This is a genomic window from Ruminococcus sp. OM04-4AA, assembly GCF_003462585.1.
Classification (GTDB): Bacteria; Bacillota; Clostridia; order Lachnospirales; family Lachnospiraceae; genus Mediterraneibacter; species Mediterraneibacter faecis.
Genome location: NZ_QTZH01000050.1, coordinates 1 through 16,995, shown reverse-complemented (window position 1 = coordinate 16,995; position 16,995 = coordinate 1). Strand labels below are relative to the sequence as shown.

Below are 16,995 nucleotides of genomic sequence, written 5' to 3'. Positions count from 1 at the left end.
TTGTGGAAAATGCGCATAAAAAAAGAGCGGATTCAAAAATGAGAGAGAAAAACGGTTCAAAAATGAGAGAGAAAAACGGTTAAAAAAGTAATAAAAAATAGACAAAACGTAGAATAAAAAAAGAGCAAATTGAAATAAAAAAAGTGTTTTTTTTATGAATTTAACTTGTTGAAGTGGAACGTTGACAAAGAGAAAACATGGGAGTAATATTTAGTCAACTTTTCGGAGAACATGACGTTTTAATGCGATTATAAGCAGTAACATTTGCCATGCTGTATACGAAAAGTGACAAAATACAGCAATATACATTAGGTAGAAAGGGAGGGAGCAATACGGGAAATCTGGCAGACAATCTTATGGAAGAACTGAATTGTGAGACAGTGTTCACACTTCCGGTTCTTGGCGGGATCAATGAATCTGTAGTAGTTACCTGGATCATCATGGCAGTGCTTGTGATAGCATCCATTATCCTGGTAAGAAACTTAAAGGTTGAGAATCCCGGAAAAGTGCAGTTGGCTCTCGAAGCCGGTATCGGCGCCGCTGAGGACTTCTTTGTCGGAGTACTTGGGAAAGAGAACAAGGGCTATGTACCGTATCTGATTACGGTTCTGTTATATCTCGCCTGTTCAAACACAATTGCACCATTGTTTGGCTTTAAGCCTCCGACGAAAGATCTGAACGTGACGGCAGCCTGGCAATCATGAGTATGTGTCTCATTGAATTCTCAGGTATCCGCAAGAATGGATTCGGACATTGGGCAAAGCATTTTGCACAGCCGATTCCAATTGTAGCACCGATCATGATTTTGGAAATCGTCATCCGGCCGTTGTCGCTTTGTATGCGACTCTTTGGTAACATGCTGGCAGGATTCGTAGTCATGGAACTTTTGAAAGCAATCGTTCCACTGATCATTCCGATTCCAATCAGTTTTTACTTTGATATTTTCGACGGCCTACTTCAGGCATACGTATTTGTATTCCTGACATCTCTGTTTATGAATGAAGAGATGGAGTAAGAACTTAACACATTCTATTGAAAAGAAAAGGAGATTAAAATTATGTCAACACTTATTGCTATTGGAGCAGCTATCGCAGTATTCACAGGTATCGGAGCAGGTATCGGTATCGGACATGCAACAGGTAAAGCAGTAGAAGCTATCGCAAGACAGCCAGAGGCAGAAAGCAAGATCAGTAAGAACCTTATCCTTGGATGTGCTCTTGCAGAGGCAACAGCTATCTACGGTTTCATCATTGGTATCCTGATCATCTTCTTCCTGAAATAAGAAACGAAAAGAATCTTATGAAAATGATGGAAGCAGATAACAGGAAAGGCAGGTGTAAAAGGTGCTTCAGTTAAATATGAACCTTGTCTATACCATTATCAACCTTATTGTTCTCTTCCTCCTGTTGAGACATTTTCTAATCAAACCGGTGAGTGATATCATGGAGAAGCGCAGACAGATGATCGCAGATGGTCTTCAGGGTGCACAGGATGCACAGAGTGATGCGCAGAAGATGAAACAGGAATATGAAGATGCTTTAAAGGGAGCAAAGCTTGAATCAGCAGCGATTGTTGAGAAGGCACGCTCAGAGGCTAAGACAGAGTATGACCGCATCGTAAGTGAAGCAGGAAGCAAGGCCGGAGATCTTCTGGAAGCTGCAAAAGAGAATGTACGTATTGAGCGTGAGAAGACAATGAAAGATCTTCAGACTCAGATTGCAGGACTGGCTATGGCATCCGCTGAGAAGATCGTGGGAGACAAAGAGCAGAACATTTATGACCAGTTTTTGGGAGAAGTAGGTGGGACAGATGAAGACACAGACAAGTAAGAGTCAGATTTACTGCCCGATGGCAGCAATCAGATATGCACGTGTCCTGTATGAAGTAGGTGTCCCAAAAGAAGCTGTACAGAAAACACGTGAGATTTTTGAGGAAGTACCGCAGCTTCACGAGATTTTCGCGAATCCTACCATTGAACTTCAGAAAAAAATGAATGTGGTAGACAGAGTATTTCCAAAGGAGATAAGAAATTTCCTTAAAGTAGCGTGCAGATATCAGAGAATGAATCTGATCGAAGATATCTTCACAGCATATGACAGATACTGTGATGAACAGAATCAGGTTCTGAACGCAGTTCTGACATGTATTCAGCCTCCGACGGAGGAACAGAAAAAAGGAATGGAGGCGTTCCTTTGTAAGAAATATGGCGCAAAGAGTGCTAAAATCGAAGTCCGTCAGGACAAAGCACTGCTTGGAGGATTTATTCTCCGGGTTGGCAGTGATGAGTATGACTGGAGTATGAAAGGACGCCTGAACAGATTAGAACAAAGATTGACCTGGAGGTGAACAAGGTGAGTTCAATCAATTCAGATGAAATTATTTCTATCCTGAAAGAAGAAATAGAGAATTTTGATACAATGAGTAAGGACAGTGAAGTAGGTACTGTTGTTACTGTCGGCGATGGTATCGCCACAATCTACGGGATTGATCACGCCATGTACGGGGAAATCGTTACTTTTGAAAACGGCCTTAAGGGAATGGTACAGGATATTCGTAAGAATGAGATCGGATGTATCCTTCTTGGAAGTGACACAGGAATCCGTGAAGGCACAAAGGTAGCCCGTACAGGAAAGAAAGCAGGCGTTCCGGTTGGAGACGCTTATGTAGGAAGAGTTGTCAACGCCCTTGGTGAGGCGATTGACGGAAAAGGTGAGATCAAATCTGACGACTATCGCCCAATCGAGAATGAGGCACCTGGAATTGTTGATCGTAAGTCAGTAAGCGTTCCGCTTGAGACAGGTATCCTTTCCATCGATGCAATGTTCCCAATCGGCCGTGGACAGCGTGAGCTGATCATCGGAGACCGTCAGACAGGAAAGACATCCATTGCACTGGATACGATCCTGAATCAGAAAGGTAAAGATGTGATCTGTGTTTATGTTGCAATCGGACAGAAAGCATCTACAGTAGCCAAAGTTGTTAACACATTACAGACACACGGAGCAATGGATTATACGATCATCGTATCTTCCACAGCAAGTGACTGTGCTCCGCTTCAGTATATTGCACCATATGCAGGAACTGCTATGGCAGAGTACTTTATGCACAAGGGAAAAGATGCACTGATCATTTATGATGATCTTTCCAAGCATGCGGTTGCATACCGTGCACTTTCTCTTCTGCTTGGACGTTCTCCGGGACGTGAGGCATATCCTGGAGACGTATTCTACCTGCATTCAAGACTTCTGGAGAGATCCAGCCGTTTGAGTGATGAGATGGGCGGAGGTTCTATCACAGCACTTCCGATCATTGAAACACAGGCAGGAGATGTATCAGCATATATTCCGACGAATGTTATTTCCATTACAGATGGACAGATCTTCCTGGAGAGTGGACTTTTCGCATCAGGAATGAGACCGGCGGTCAACGTTGGACTTTCCGTATCCCGTGTTGGTGGTGCAGCTCAGACAAAAGCAATGAAGAAAGCATCAGGAAGTATTCGTATCGATCTGGCGCAGTATCGTGAGATGGAAGTCTTCACACAGTTCAGTTCAGATCTTGATGCAGCTACGAAGGAAGAACTGGAATATGGAAGTGGTCTGATGGAACTTCTGAAACAGCCACTGTATCATCCACTTTCCTTGCAGGAGAAAGTAATTACACTGTGTGCAGCAACACATAAAGTACTCTTAGGTGTTGAGAAGACAAAAATCAAACAGTTCCAGTATGATATGCTTCAGATGTTCGAGACAGAGCATCCGGAAATCGGTCAGGAAATCGAAGAGAAGAAAGTCCTGACAGAGGAACTGATCGACAAGATCGTAGAGACAGCGAAGGAATTCAAGAAGAGCAGGTGTTAATATGGCAAATATCAGAGAGATACAGAGCAGAATCAACAGTGTCAAAGACACAATGAAGATTACCAATGCAATGTATATGATCTCTTCTTCCAAACTGACACAGGCGAGAAAGAAGCTGGCAGATACAGAACCATATTTCTATGCGCTGCAGGGTGAGATCAGCCGTATTTTACGTCATCTACCAGAATTACATCATAGTTATTTCAACAAGAGGGAAAACATTCCGGCAGAGGAACGTAAGATTGGATCGATCGTTATCACGGCGGACAAGGGACTGGCCGGTGCATACAATCACAATATTGTGAAGCTTGAGGAAGAGATTCTTTCCAAGCCGGGTCAGCATAAGCTTTTTGTTGTGGGAGAGCTTGGACGTCATTATTTTGCAAAGAAGGATGTAGATATTGATACAAACTTCCGTTACACAGTTCAGAAGCCGACCATGCATCGTGCCCGTGACATCTCAGCGGTTATTCTGGATCAGTTTAACAATCATGAGCTGGATGAAGTTTACGTAGTATATACACGAATGGAAAATGCAGTTCAGTCAGAGGCAGAAGTGTTAAAACTTCTTCCACTCGAGAGAGGGGACTTTGGCGAAATGAAGATGCCTTTGAATATGTATCGTGAGGAAATCGAACTAAATCCATCTCCTATGGATGTCATGAACAGTATTGTACCAAGTTATATCAACGGTATGATCTACGGATGTCTGGTTGAGGCTTATGCCAGTGAGCATAATGCCCGTATGATGGCAATGAAGTCAGCAACAGACAGTGCACAGGATCTGATCAAAGATCTGTCAATCCTCTATAACAGAGCAAGACAGGCTGCGATCACACAGGAGATCACAGAGGTTTGTGCCGGCGCAAGAGCTCAGCAGAAGAAGAGTTAAAATGTCGAGATGCGTTACAGACAGCAGGTTGTTGCAGTTTGTAATGACTGAAATATAGAAAGAGAGAGAGAACATGAATAAAGGACGAATTGTACAGGTTATGGGACCTGTCGTTGACGTAGTGTTTGAAAACGGTGATCTTCCTTTTATCAAAGATGCTCTTGAAGTTGATAATAATGGAAAGAAATGCATCATGGAGGTTGCACAGCACCTTGGAAATAATGAGGTGCGCTGCCTGATGCTTGCTGCAAGTGAAGGACTTTGCAAAGATATGGAAGTTACTGCAACAGGAGCCGGTATTCAGGTTCCTGTCGGCGAGCAGACACTTGGAAGATTATTTAATGTACTCGGCGAGACAATTGATAACGGAGAGCCGATTACAGATTCTAAAAAATGGGTAATCCACAGACAGCCGCCTACATTCGAGGATCAGAGCCCGGTAGTAGAGATCCTTGAGACAGGTATTAAAGTTATCGACCTTCTTGCTCCTTATGCAAAAGGTGGTAAGATTGGTCTGTTCGGTGGTGCCGGTGTAGGTAAGACCGTGCTGATTCAGGAATTGATCCGTAACATTGCAACAGAGCATGGCGGATATTCCATTTTTACAGGAGTTGGAGAGCGTTCCCGTGAGGGTAACGACCTCTGGACAGAGATGAAAGAATCCGGAGTACTGGAGAAAACAGCCCTGGTATTCGGACAGATGAATGAGCACCTGGAGCTCGTATGCGTGTCGCTGAGACAGGACTTACAATGGCAGAATATTTCCGTGATGAGCAGCATCAGAACGTGCTTCTCTTTATCGATAATATTTTCCGTTTTACACAGGCTGGATCTGAGGTATCAGCCCTTCTTGGACGTATGCCTTCAGCCGTAGGTTATCAGCCGACACTGGCAACAGAAATGGGTGAACTTCAGGAGCGTATTGCATCTACAAAGAACGGTTCTGTAACATCGGTTCAGGCAGTATATGTACCGGCCGATGACCTGACAGACCCAGCTCCGGCAACTACATTTGCCCACCTGGATGCAACAACCGTACTTTCCAGAAAGATCGTTGAGCAGGGTATTTATCCGGCCGTAGATCCACTGGAGTCAAGCTCCCGTATTCTGGAAGCAGACGTTGTAGGAGAGGAGCATTACGAAGTAGCTAACAAGGTAATTGCAATTCTTCAGAAATATAAAGAACTGCAGGATATCATCGCAATCCTTGGTATGGAAGAACTTTCTGATGAAGATAAAGCAACTGTTATGCGTGCAAGAAAGATTCAGAAATTCCTGTCCCAGCCATTCTTCGTAGCAGAGACATTTACAGGAATTCCTGGAAAATATGTACCGCTGAAAGAGACGATCCGTGGATTTAAGATGATCATTGACGGAGAGATGGATGCTTATCCGGAGAATGCTTTCTTCAATGTCGGAACAATTGATGACGTAATTGCCAAGGCAAAAGAGATGGAAGAAGAGTAATTGTTGAAATAGGAGAATGTGCATATGGATACATTTGGTCTGAAAATCATAGCAAGTGATGGTGTATTCTACGAGGTCGTTGTAAGAAGCTGATCATCCCGGCTCCGGATGGAGAAAAGGGAATTCTTGCAAATCATGAGAATATGGTGATCGCTGTGAATGTCGGAGTTGCACATATGAGTTTGGACGGCGATGAATGGAAAGATATTGCAGTGGGTGTGGGATTTGTTGAAATCGTAAACAATCGAGTCACACTGATTGTTGATACAGCCGAGAAACCAGAAGACATCAATGTGCGACGAGCACAGGAGCAGAAAGAGCGTGCAGAGGAAAGGTTACGTCAGCAGCAGAGTATCCAGCAGTATTATCATACGCAGGCATCTCTGGCAAGAGCGATGAACCGACTTCGTGTTTCACAGGATAAAAAGTGGAATTTATAGATTTCGAGAGCATGTAGATGTGCAGAAATCAGAAATATCTGCAGGATATATCATTTAATTAGAGAAAGAGGGATAGATTTTCTGGAATGGGAAATCACCCTCTTTTTTTACATTTAAAAGTGAATTGCGAAACTTTTTTGTATTGCATTTTAATTCGTAGTATAATACAATAATCTTATCTGAGTGTCTAAAATTATAGAAAGACAGAGGAAAAATGATATGAGTGATAGAAAGAAGCCACGTTCTCTCTCAGAAATCGTAAATGATGTACTTCGTGCGGTACGTGATTATTATGATTCAGAATACGTGTACTATATTGAGAAAGAGTATGGGGATATTGAGACCATCTTTGAGTGGTGTGCAGAGAATGTTCCATGGCAGAGAGATAAGATAAAGATGCTTCCGGAAGAACATCAGCCAAAGTGGATGAAGCAGGAGATTACAAATTCAACAGAGGCCGATTACAGTGTGAGTTTACAGCTGGATGAGAATACAGTAGCAATTCTTGCAGCAGTTGGAGTTCACCGGGGCGGATGTGATGTTGGATTGCTTCGTACGGTGATTCCGTATATACCGCAGGCAATCGCTCTTCATAAACTCCAGAAACAGCAGGAGTATCTCAGTTATCATGATAATCTGACAGGAGTACTTAACAGAAATAGTTTTGTTGCATATCTGGATCATGTGGAACCGGAAGAATTGAAGACATTGGGAGCTCTTTCCGTAGACATTAATGGACTGAAGAATTTTAATAAAGAATTCGGAAGAGATTATGGAGATGAAGTTGTCACCAGAGTTGGTGAAGTGCTTTCGGAGTATTTCCATAATGGTAATGTATACAGAATGACAGGAGATGAGTATCTGGTTCTTGTAGAGAACGCTTCCTATGAAGATTTTACACAACAGGTACATGGTGCATATACAAAACTTGAAAACATAAGTCTGGGACTTGTTTCAGTAGGGTATGCCTGGGGAAAAGTGGACATAGATGTGAATGGTCTTGTGATCAGTGCAGAGAATATGATGCGGGAAGAGAAAAAGAAGTATTATAAAAATCTGCGTAAAGGTCATCATGAGCCAATCATCAAAAAGGATCTTCTAGAGGATATTGAACAGAAGAATTTTATTGTATGTCTGGTACCGAAGATTGATGTGCAGACCGGAGAAATTGCAGGTGCTGAAGCGATTGTCAGATATCATCATAAGGATCTTGGAATTATGGATCCGGGAAGATATATTAATCTTCTGGAAGAGACAAGGCTGTCACATTATCTCGATCTCTATATATTTGAACAGGTATGTCAGATCCTTCATAAGTGGGAGACAGAAGGAATCCAGATGGTGCCGATTTCAGTAAACTTTGCAGGTGAAACATTGAGGCAGGAGAACATTGCGGATCAGATGAGTGCGCTGATTGAGAAATATCAGGTATTATGCGAATATTTGGAAGTAGAAGTCTCCGAATCTTATACAGATACGAACCAGGAGATGCTGGCGGCATCATGCAGTAAAATCAGAAAAGCGAATGTCCGCGTAGTATTGGATCATTTCGGAGCTAAGAATTCCAGCTTTTCGATTCTGTCCATTATGGATTTTGATGGATTGAAGCTGGATGAGAGCCTTATTACAAATCTGGTTGGAAACAGAAGAAGCAGAGTGGTAGCAAAGGCCGTAATTGATATTTGTCATCAATTGGGATGTTCTGTTCTTGCGGAGAGTGTTGAAACACAGGACCAGCTGAATGTTCTTCAGGAATTAGGATGCGATTATGCACAGGGAACATTATTTAATAAACCGATCAAAGTGGAGACATTTGAAGTGCGATATCTGAAGGAATAGGATGATCTGCCGGGGGGAATGAAACGGAAGAGATTCTAAATATTACAGAGGATAAGATGAAAAATACAGATGGAGTTGAAATTAAATAAGATGAATAAAGCATTGTTCAGAGACAGAGCAAAGAAACTAATGCTTACAGGGGTTTTGGCAGGAGTAATTGCAGGAGTGGCAATTACTTCAGGAATCTCCTCAATTACATTGAAAAAAGCGGAAAAGAAGCTGGAAATCAGCAATGCAAAATTACAGGAGCAGACAAAGAAGAACGAAGAACTGCAGGCAGAGTTAGAAAGAGAAGAAGTAACAGAAAATACTGCAGAGTTGCTGGCAAGTGATGATGACAGATGGTGTCTTGCACTTGTGAATGAGAAGCATCCATTGGATACTTCTTATGTGCCGGCGAAGCTGACGGAGATAAGTGGTGGAAAACAGGTAGATTCCAGGATAGCAGACAGTCTGAATAAGATGCTGGATGATGGGAAGAAGGCAGGACTCAGCATGTATGTGACATCAGGATATCGTTCTTATGAGAAACAGAGAGATGTCTTTAATACGACGATGCAGGACTGGATCAATCAGGGATACACACCGTTAAATGCGTATGATGAGACAAAGAAATCAGTTGCAATTCCAGGAACAAGCGAGCATGCAACCGGTCTTGCTGTTGACATTATATCGACAAAGTACGGGGAGCTTGATGAGAAACAGGGAGATACAGAAGAGCAAAAGTGGTTGATGGAACATTGTTCAGAGTATGGTTTTGTTCTTCGGTTTCCGCAGGATAAATCTAATATTACAGGAATTATATATGAGCCGTGGCATTATCGTTATGTGGGAGTAGATGCTGCAAAAGAGATGACAGAGAAAGGACTTACTTTGGAAGAATATGTTTCTGCAAATTAAGTAAAAACCGTTCTGATCGACAGATAAGAGAGAAGTATAAATAATACATAAGGAGGAGAAGTAAATGGAAGATTTAACATTTGGAGAACAGGTGAAAATCGTCCTGGGAAGAAAAGGAATGACGATCAAAGAACTGGCGGAGACGATTGAGAAAGAGACAGGAAAGAAGATGTCACGTCAGAATTTAACACAGCGTCTTGGAAGGGATAATTTTCAGGAACAGGATATGAGACTAATCGCGTCTATTCTTGGCTGTCCGTTTCAGCTGAGCATCATGTCAGGAGAGATTGCAGAGAGTGCAGTCGGACGTATCAGAAAGCAGGAAGTAAAATGGAATGAACAGGAACAGCCGGAAGAGAGCTTTTCAGAGGAAACGGTGGAGACAGAGAAGGAAGAACAGCAGCTTACAGGTGAAGAACGTGACATGACGATCGGTGAGATTTATGATATGCATGAAGAACTTGCTGAACTTGAAAAGAATGCAGTAGAAGCAGAGCAAACAGAAGATGTCAGAGAAGAACTTCAGGCAGAAGAAGAGGAATATAAGGAAGAGCTTCAGGAAGTGCCGGAATCAGATCAGGAAGAAGAAAATTCTGTGGAACCAGAAGTTTCCTATACGGAAGATTATGATCAGCCGGCAGAGGAAGAAGCAGAACCATATGAAGAAGCAGAAGTTACATCCTATGAGACACAGCCGGTAGAGCCGGTGCAGGAAGAGGCAACATACGAAGAGCCTGTACAGGAAGAAATAGTACAGGAAGAAGTTGGAGACATTAATCCATACACAGGAAGAGAATATGAATCCAACAGCGTACGTATGCATCCGAAAAGAATTGGGTATGTGCAGGTTTATGACCGTGCAAACCATAAATGGACAGATATGACAGAATGGGCATTCCTCGGATATCAGGAACGTAAGAAAGTACTTCTTGGAGAGGATTACGAACCGCCAATTTATCTGGATTAAAATTAAAATGGATAGAGAAAAGAAGTGCATCCGCTGTGAACGCTTCCTTTCTCTATCTTTTTCCTTTCTTTTTAAGAATCACATTAAGTATCGACACCAGTGACCGAAAGATTCAGAGTTTTCACATTCATCTTCGGTAAGTTCCAGAATAGAGATGTAAGAACTGGTAAATTGAGGAAAGCCGAACAAGTTAGCCATATGTGCTTCTCTGGGATCGTAAAGGCCGGGAACGCCAAGCCAAAGATGATCCTTTTCTTTGATCAGGAGAAGGTGATGATAATTATGACAGCCATGCAGAAGAAAGCTATTGTTGGCAAGCGGCCAGAATCTGCGTGGAAGTGTGGAAATTTCTGCGTGCGTGATTTTTTTGCTTGAATTGAAGCGTCATGAATTGAAGTATCATCAGCTGAAACATCCTCGGTTAGCGCATCCTCAGTTGGAGCATTCAAAGTTGAAGTGTCATCAATAGAAGCGTCATCAATAGGAGCGTCATCAATAGGAGCGTCATCAATAGAAGCGTCAGATAATGTTGCTTCGGATACAGTCTCAGATACAGTGTCTTCTGTTATGACGGCTTCTTCCGAAATGGATGGATTCTCAGGTTCAGAGGATAAAATCTCTTCTGTTGATAAAGAACAATCAGAAAAAGAATAAAAATCCGGCAGAGGTACAGCGGAGGCAATCCAATGCTGTGGCCGATTCTGGGTGATGGAGAAAATAATGAACCCATCAATGTGTTTAAGAGTTCTTTTATGTGGAAAACGTTCCCCGGAAATGACCAGTTGTGTGGATAAGTTCTGACCAGAGCACTGAAGAAGTGCAACCGGAGAACCTGTAAGTGTTTGATTTTCGAGAATAAATGCATGGACTTCCAACTGTTCTCCAGGGACAATCGGAAGATTTTTAACATGAAGTGTTAAGAGATAAGAATAATTATGTGATGAAATTTGTAGAAAACCAAGATTTCTGCGGCGGCAGCAGGATTCGTACTCATATAAATAATAACTTCCCGGATTCATAGCAAGCCCCTGAAAAGAATTTTTCTATATAGTTTATTCAGAATGAAAAGGAATATTAATGCTATTTTTATACAATAACCGAAAGGAAACAAAATGAGGATGACAACGGATGAAAAATATATGCGTGCGGCCTTAAAACAGGCAGAGAAAGCGTATAATCTGGGAGAAACCCCGATTGGTTGCGTAATTGTTCATGAAGATAAGATTATTGCACGCGGTTATAACCGACGGAATACAGACAAGAATCCACTGGCACATGCTGAGGTCGCAGCAATCAAGAAAGCAAGCAAAAAGCTTGGTGACTGGCGTCTGGAAGAATGTACATTGTATGTGACATTAGAGCCATGTCAGATGTGTGCAGGTGCAATTGTCCAGTCCCGTATACCAAGAGTGGTTGTCGGGTGTATGAATCCGAAAGCAGGATGTACAGGTTCCATTCTGAATCTACTGAATATCCAGGCATTTAACCATCAGGCAGATCTTACAACAGGCGTATTGGAAGAAGAATGCAGCCAGTTGATGAAGCAGTTTTTCAGAGAACTCAGGGAAGCCAGGAAGATGAAGAAAAAAGCAGAAGCACAGAGTCTGTAACACAGAGGTATAAAATCATGTGGAATCTTGTGCAAAAGAAAGAGCAGTATACTTGACAAGCATTCATTTATCATGTAAAATAATAATCCGTGCAGCCGGGGTGGTAGCGGTACCTTGAACCTGCAATCCGCTATAGCAGGGGTGATATTGCGCAGAGGGCGACAGTCTGCAGGGCTGCCCCCGGAAAGTGACGTTGACGTCTGGGTCTCACGCGACGGGACTCTGTGAACCGTGTCAGGTCGGGAACGGAGCAGCACTAAGCAGAACCTCTCGGGTGCCGTGAGGGTGCCTGGGCTGAGTTAACTACCGGGGTAACGCTTGTGGGCCAAGTTCGAAGCGCAATGCACGTAAAAAAATGAATAGAATGGTATTTATATTGGAAACGATACATTCCCTCCGGAATGATGAACGAACAACACAATCTGTTACGCTTATCATGATAGGAGGATTTTTTTATGCCAAAAAATAAGTTTCAAGAAGTAATTTTCACAATCATGATGGTTTTTGTCATGGTTTATGCAATGATCTGCTACAACATTTCCCTGAATATGGGCGGAATGAGTAATGAGGTCTTTCTGGCAGCATTCCATGAACTTATCATCATGGGACCGATTGCTTTCATTCTGGATTTCTTTCTCGTAGGACCGATTGCAAAGAAGAAAGCATTTATGATCGTGAACCCACAGAAAGATAATCCGTTTATGATCGTGCTGGCGATATCCGTTTTATCCATCATTGGAATGTGCCCGCTGATGAGCCTTGCAGCAACATTGCTCTTTAAGGATGCAGGAAATCAGATGATTGCTGTGTGTTTCCAGACAACAGTATTCAATTTCCCAATGGCATTCTTCTGGCAGCTGTGCTTCGCAGGACCGATTGTCAGAAAAGTATTTGGGGTTATTTTCCGTGAGGAGCAGAAAGAAGAGGTGGCTTTTGATTAAAGCTGCAAAATAAGGGAAAGCTATCGTAAACGATAGCTTTCCCTTTTTATTATATACACAACTTCACATATCTTGACATTTCTCACATCTTCATTCAGAATAGTAAGGTAAGACCTAAAAAGGAAAATGTTTACAAATATACATTATTAACAGGAAAAGAGGTTTATAAAAAGATGAAGATTTTGCTTGCAGCGGTGAATGCAAAGTACATCCACTCAAATCTTGCGGTCTATTGCCTGCGCGCATATGCGAAAGAGCAGCATCCGGCCAGCAATATCACAATTTCTGAATATACGATCAATCAGCCATTTGATGAGATTTTGATGGATATTTATAAGCAGGCACCAGATGTTCTCTGCCTTTCCTGTTATTTATGGAATGTGACAGAAGTAGGGCAATTGATACAGGAGATTCCAAAGATTCTGCCGGATACGAAGATCTGGCTTGGAGGTCCGGAAGTTTCTTATAATGCAAGAGAAGTTCTGGAAAAATATCCAATGACAGAAGGTATCATGCGCGGAGAGGGTGAAGAGACTTTTGCAGAACTTGTGGCATATTATGAAGGTCGTGGTGCAGCTGAGTTGATCAATATTCAGGGAATCACATTCCGGGAAAAGGAAAAACAGATTGCTGCGACACCGTTTCGACAGATCATGGATCTGAGTAAAGTACCGTTTGTCTATAGGGATATTGAGAATTTCAAGAACCGTATCATTTATTATGAGACGAGCAGAGGCTGTCCGTTTTCTTGTAGTTATTGTCTTTCTTCAATTGATAAATGTCTTCGATTCCGTAACCTGGAGCTTGTGAAGAAAGAATTGCAGTTCTTTATTGATCATGAAGTGCCACAGGTTAAGTTTGTTGACAGAACATTTAACTGTAAGCATGATCATGCGATGGCAATCTGGAATTATATCAAAGAGCATGATAAAGGGATTACAAATTTTCATTTTGAAGTGGCAGCAGATCTTCTGAATGAGGAAGAGATTGAGTTGATTCGGAGTTTGCGTCCAGGACTCATTCAGCTGGAAATTGGAATTCAGTCAACGAATAAACAGACGATCAAAGAGATCAACCGTTCCATGAATCTGGAAAAAGTACGTGATAAGGTAGCAAGGATTCATGAGAAAGGAAATGTGCATCAGCATTTAGATTTGATCGCAGGTCTTCCATATGAGAATTATGATAGTTTTGCGCATTCTTTTAATGAAGTTTATGCTATGGAACCGGATCAGTTTCAGCTTGGATTTCTGAAAGTACTGCATGGATCTGTGATGCATGAGAAGATGAAAGAGTATGAACTTCTTTTCCAGAATCGTCCGCCGTATGAAGTGCTTTCAACAAAATGGCTTCCATACAGTGATGTGATCCGCCTGAAGAAAGTGGAAGAGATGGTGGAAGTTTACTATAACAGTTTTCAGTTTAGTCATACGATGAGGCTTCTTGTGGAATTGTTTCCATCCGCATTTTCCATGTATGAGAAAATGGGCAATTATTATGAGAAGAAAGGCTTGTTTGGGTTGAATCATTCAAGGCTTGCACGTTATGAGATATTGTGGGACTTTGTAGAATCAGAATTAGCAGAATTCAGCTGCTCAGAGGAAGTGCAGAAGAAAGAAGCGGATTTTAAAGAGAAGGTGCTTGAAAGCATGACTTTAGATCTTTACCTGAGAGATAATGTGAAGAATCGTCCGGCATTTCTTGGAGAGAGCAAAGTAGAAAAGGATGTAGCGTCTGAATTTTATAAGAAAGAGGCAGAAGAGCACAAGTATCTGAAGGATTATGAAGGATACGACAGTCGCCAACTGCGAAAGATGACTCATCTGGAGCGATTGAATGGAAAGTTGCATCTTTTTGATTACAGACATAGAAATAAGCTGAATCAGGATGCGGCGATTTATATAATAGAGGATTAGTACAGAGTTGCAGACATTAGAAAGATATTTGCATATGGTTTTGTTAATGGAAATGGAGAAAAAAGATGAATTTTTATGATAAAAAAGTAAGACGTTTGGTGTCAATTATTATTTTGGTGGTTATTGTTGCAATGGTTGCAACGATGGTGATTCCATATCTGGTCTAAGGAGAGTGTGATGCGGACAGGGAGAGTAACGCAGACGATCTGGAATCGTTCTGTAAAGAAACAGATCCAAAAAGGAAACAGGAATTCAACAGGAAAAACTGCGTGGGAAGAAAGTAGTTCTGAACTGATATCTGACGAAAAGGATTTTGTCTGGAGTAGCGCTTCAGTAAGTGGAAAAGCACCGGCACAGGTGAAATATGCAGTGATTAAATCAGCAGGAGATCTTGCGGCAAAGAGAGTCAGACCAACAGCGGTTTCCGTACAGATTTTGTTTCCTGAAAGTTCTGACGAGCAGGAATTAAAAGATATCATGAGAATCCTGACAGAGATCTGTGAGGAGATAGGACTTGCCATTACCTGTGTACAGGCTGAAAGTGCAGAGTATGTTTTGCAGACAGTGATTCATATTACTGCTGTTGGCGTGAAAAAAAATTCAAAACAGCAGATGAAAAATGGATTCCGGGAACGGAAATCATCCTTTGCGGCTATACGGGATTGGAAGGAACGCTGCGATTGGTTGAAGAGGCAGAGGCAGATCTTCGTACAAGATTTACACCATCTTTTATAGAAAAAACAAAGCGTTGCAAGGAATCACTTATACTTCCGGAACAGATTTTAAAGCTTCCGGAAGAAGCGAAGAGCAGACAGTGTGGGGATGGAGGTGTACTCTGCGGATTATGGGAACTTGCAGAGGCAGAAAAGACAGGATTTGAGATTGATTTCTCAAAACTTGCACTTAAGCAGGAGACAGTGGAAATCTGTGAATTCTTTCAGTTAAATCCATATCTTCTCACATCAGTCGGAAGTTATCTTGTGCTGACAGAGCATGGAGAAGAGACGTTGGAAAGCTTGAAGAATGCAGGTGTTCCGGCAGTAAGGATCGGATTTGTAAAAGAACAGAATGCAAGAACACTTGTAAATGGAGAAGAAACCCGTTATCTGGATCGTCCGGCACCGGATGAACTGAGCCGCTGGTGGAAAGAGCGAAAAGAATCAGAAGAATAAGAAGATAGAAGAGGCGATAAATATGTTAAATATTGTACTTTATGAGCCGGAAATTCCGGCAAATACAGGGAATATCGGAAGAACCTGTGTAGCAACAGGGACAAGGCTTCATTTGATCGAGCCATTGGGATTTAAGCTGAATGAGAAATCATTAAAGCGCGCAGGCATGGATTACTGGAACGATCTTGATGTGACAACTTATATTGATTATCAGGATTTTCTTGAAAAGAATCCGGGAGCAAAAATCTATATGGCAACGACAAAAGCGCACAAAGTCTACACAGAAGTAGATTATGAGCCGGATTGCTATATTATGTTCGGGAAAGAGAGCGCAGGAATCCCGGAAGAGATTCTTGTAGAGCATGAGGAAGACTGTATGAGAATCCCGATGAATGGAGATATCCGCTCATTGAATCTTGGTAATTCGGTGGCAATTGTGTTGTATGAAGCACTGCGACAGAATGGATTCGCAGGGATGAATTTAAGTGGAGAACTGCATGAACTTCATTGGAAATAAAGTGAAAAAGGAACAGGGTCAAATCCAGTTATAAAAGGTTTGATCCTGTTCCTTTTTGACTTGTTTTCTGTTTTTACAGTTTTGGGGTAACAGATCCTATTGCATTCATTGACTAGCTTTGTGTTTTTTGAATTTTCGGGTAAAAGTATCCCCTGTCGTTGTTGACCTATCTCGCATTTCTTTAATTCTTGGGTAACGGATCCTGCTGCATTCGTTGACTAGCTTCGCATTTCTGCAGTTTTGGGGTAACAGTATCCCCCTATTTTCATTGACTAGTTTTATATTCTCGCAGATGGAATGGTCTATTTGCTTAACAAGATGTGCAAAATTCGAGAAGATAAGATGTACAAAATCAGATGTCTTATAAACAGAGCGCAAAGAGAAAGAATAATCAGATATTTATACAAATACACAAAAAACGTTTAATAAACTAACAAAAAATAGAAGAAATAATTTAGTAATCTAAAAATTTTA

The 16,995-nt window shown here is 41.8% G+C and carries 17 protein-coding genes, 1 other RNA gene and 2 pseudogenes; 18 read left to right on the top strand and 2 right to left on the bottom strand.

Translation table 11 applies throughout. The features are described 5' to 3' along the window. Positions 1-356 precede the first annotated feature (356 nt). From DXB52_RS12400 to DXB52_RS12350, 11 genes and pseudogenes are all read left to right on the top strand, one after another. Positions 357-1,015: pseudogene (locus tag DXB52_RS12400) on the top strand (F0F1 ATP synthase subunit A). 42 nt (positions 1,016-1,057) lie between these two features. Beyond that, positions 1,058-1,282, top strand: a complete 225-nt coding sequence (gene atpE, locus DXB52_RS12395; RefSeq protein WP_015527990.1) for an ATP synthase F0 subunit C — start codon at positions 1,058-1,060, stop codon at positions 1,280-1,282. 61 nt (positions 1,283-1,343) lie between these two features. Next, positions 1,344-1,829: a F0F1 ATP synthase subunit B gene (gene atpF / locus DXB52_RS12390; protein WP_054753251.1), complete on the top strand. Its 486-nt coding sequence runs from the start codon at positions 1,344-1,346 to the stop codon at positions 1,827-1,829. Beyond that, entirely contained in the window at positions 1,810-2,346 is a 537-nt protein-coding gene (gene atpH, locus DXB52_RS12385) for an ATP synthase F1 subunit delta (protein ID WP_015527989.1), read from the top strand. Before atpF ends, atpH begins: the two co-directional genes overlap by 20 nt. Further along, positions 2,343-3,860 (top strand): F0F1 ATP synthase subunit alpha, encoded by a 1,518-nt coding sequence (atpA, locus tag DXB52_RS12380; RefSeq protein ID WP_118107548.1) that lies wholly within the window; start codon positions 2,343-2,345, stop codon positions 3,858-3,860. The genes atpH and atpA overlap by 4 nt, the downstream gene beginning before the upstream one ends. 1 nt (position 3,861) lies before the next feature. Next, the gene (atpG, locus tag DXB52_RS12375; RefSeq protein WP_015527988.1) at positions 3,862-4,752 is read left to right on the top strand and encodes an ATP synthase F1 subunit gamma; all 891 of its coding nucleotides are present in this window, start codon (positions 3,862-3,864) and stop codon (positions 4,750-4,752) included. Positions 4,753-4,825: 73 nt separating this feature from the next. Further along, a pseudogene (gene atpD, locus DXB52_RS12370) lies at positions 4,826-6,219 on the top strand (F0F1 ATP synthase subunit beta). A 65-nt stretch (positions 6,220-6,284) separates the two neighbouring features. After that, positions 6,285-6,659 carry an ATP synthase F1 subunit epsilon gene (atpC, locus tag DXB52_RS12365; RefSeq protein WP_472520132.1) on the top strand — a complete coding sequence of 125 codons (375 nt, stop codon included), beginning with the start codon at positions 6,285-6,287 and terminating at the stop codon, positions 6,657-6,659. A 219-nt stretch (positions 6,660-6,878) separates the two neighbouring features. Beyond that, positions 6,879-8,498 carry a bifunctional diguanylate cyclase/phosphodiesterase gene (locus DXB52_RS12360; RefSeq protein WP_117541033.1) on the top strand — a complete coding sequence of 540 codons (1,620 nt, stop codon included), beginning with the start codon at positions 6,879-6,881 and terminating at the stop codon, positions 8,496-8,498. A 69-nt stretch (positions 8,499-8,567) separates the two neighbouring features. Continuing rightward, positions 8,568-9,398: a M15 family metallopeptidase gene (locus DXB52_RS12355; protein ID WP_117541031.1), complete on the top strand. Its 831-nt coding sequence runs from the start codon at positions 8,568-8,570 to the stop codon at positions 9,396-9,398. A 64-nt stretch (positions 9,399-9,462) separates the two neighbouring features. Next, complete coding sequence (locus DXB52_RS12350) at positions 9,463-10,365, top strand: hypothetical protein (protein WP_118107546.1); 903 nt, start codon at positions 9,463-9,465, stop codon at positions 10,363-10,365. Between the two features lie 78 nt (positions 10,366-10,443). Here DXB52_RS12350 and DXB52_RS17305 read toward each other — a convergent pair whose 3' ends face one another. Further along, the gene (locus DXB52_RS17305; protein ID WP_472520131.1) at positions 10,444-10,713 is read right to left on the bottom strand and encodes a hypothetical protein; all 270 of its coding nucleotides are present in this window, start codon (positions 10,711-10,713) and stop codon (positions 10,444-10,446) included. Next, positions 10,626-11,384 carry a hypothetical protein gene (locus tag DXB52_RS12345; RefSeq protein ID WP_118107544.1) on the bottom strand — a complete coding sequence of 253 codons (759 nt, stop codon included), beginning with the start codon at positions 11,382-11,384 and terminating at the stop codon, positions 10,626-10,628. The genes DXB52_RS17305 and DXB52_RS12345 overlap by 88 nt, the downstream gene beginning before the upstream one ends. Positions 11,385-11,477: 93 nt before the next feature. Here DXB52_RS12345 and tadA point away from each other — a divergent pair, with 93 nt between their 5' ends. The 7 genes from tadA (at position 11,478) to DXB52_RS12310 (ending at position 16,521) form a co-directional block, all read left to right on the top strand. Continuing rightward, on the top strand, positions 11,478-11,975 hold the full coding sequence (gene tadA, locus DXB52_RS12340) for a tRNA adenosine(34) deaminase TadA (RefSeq protein ID WP_472520130.1): 498 nt from the start codon (positions 11,478-11,480) through the stop codon (positions 11,973-11,975). Between the two features lie 87 nt (positions 11,976-12,062). Beyond that, an RNA gene (gene ffs / locus DXB52_RS12335) (signal recognition particle sRNA large type) lies at positions 12,063-12,324 on the top strand. A gap of 106 nt (positions 12,325-12,430) precedes the next feature. Further along, positions 12,431-12,916, top strand: a complete 486-nt coding sequence (locus DXB52_RS12330) for a DUF2798 domain-containing protein (RefSeq protein ID WP_118107542.1) — start codon at positions 12,431-12,433, stop codon at positions 12,914-12,916. Positions 12,917-13,089: 173 nt separating this feature from the next. After that, a complete protein-coding gene (locus tag DXB52_RS12325) occupies positions 13,090-14,832 on the top strand; it encodes a B12-binding domain-containing radical SAM protein (RefSeq protein WP_118107540.1) in 1,743 nt (580 codons plus the stop codon). 177 nt (positions 14,833-15,009) lie between these two features. Continuing rightward, positions 15,010-15,567 (top strand): AIR synthase related protein, encoded by a 558-nt coding sequence (locus tag DXB52_RS12320; protein ID WP_118107538.1) that lies wholly within the window; start codon positions 15,010-15,012, stop codon positions 15,565-15,567. Next, the gene (locus tag DXB52_RS12315) at positions 15,513-16,004 is read left to right on the top strand and encodes an AIR synthase-related protein (RefSeq protein ID WP_181989203.1); all 492 of its coding nucleotides are present in this window, start codon (positions 15,513-15,515) and stop codon (positions 16,002-16,004) included. The genes DXB52_RS12320 and DXB52_RS12315 overlap by 55 nt, the downstream gene beginning before the upstream one ends. Before the next feature lie 22 nt (positions 16,005-16,026). Beyond that, the gene (locus tag DXB52_RS12310) at positions 16,027-16,521 is read left to right on the top strand and encodes a tRNA (cytidine(34)-2'-O)-methyltransferase (protein WP_118107534.1); all 495 of its coding nucleotides are present in this window, start codon (positions 16,027-16,029) and stop codon (positions 16,519-16,521) included. Positions 16,522-16,995: the final 474 nt, after the last annotated feature.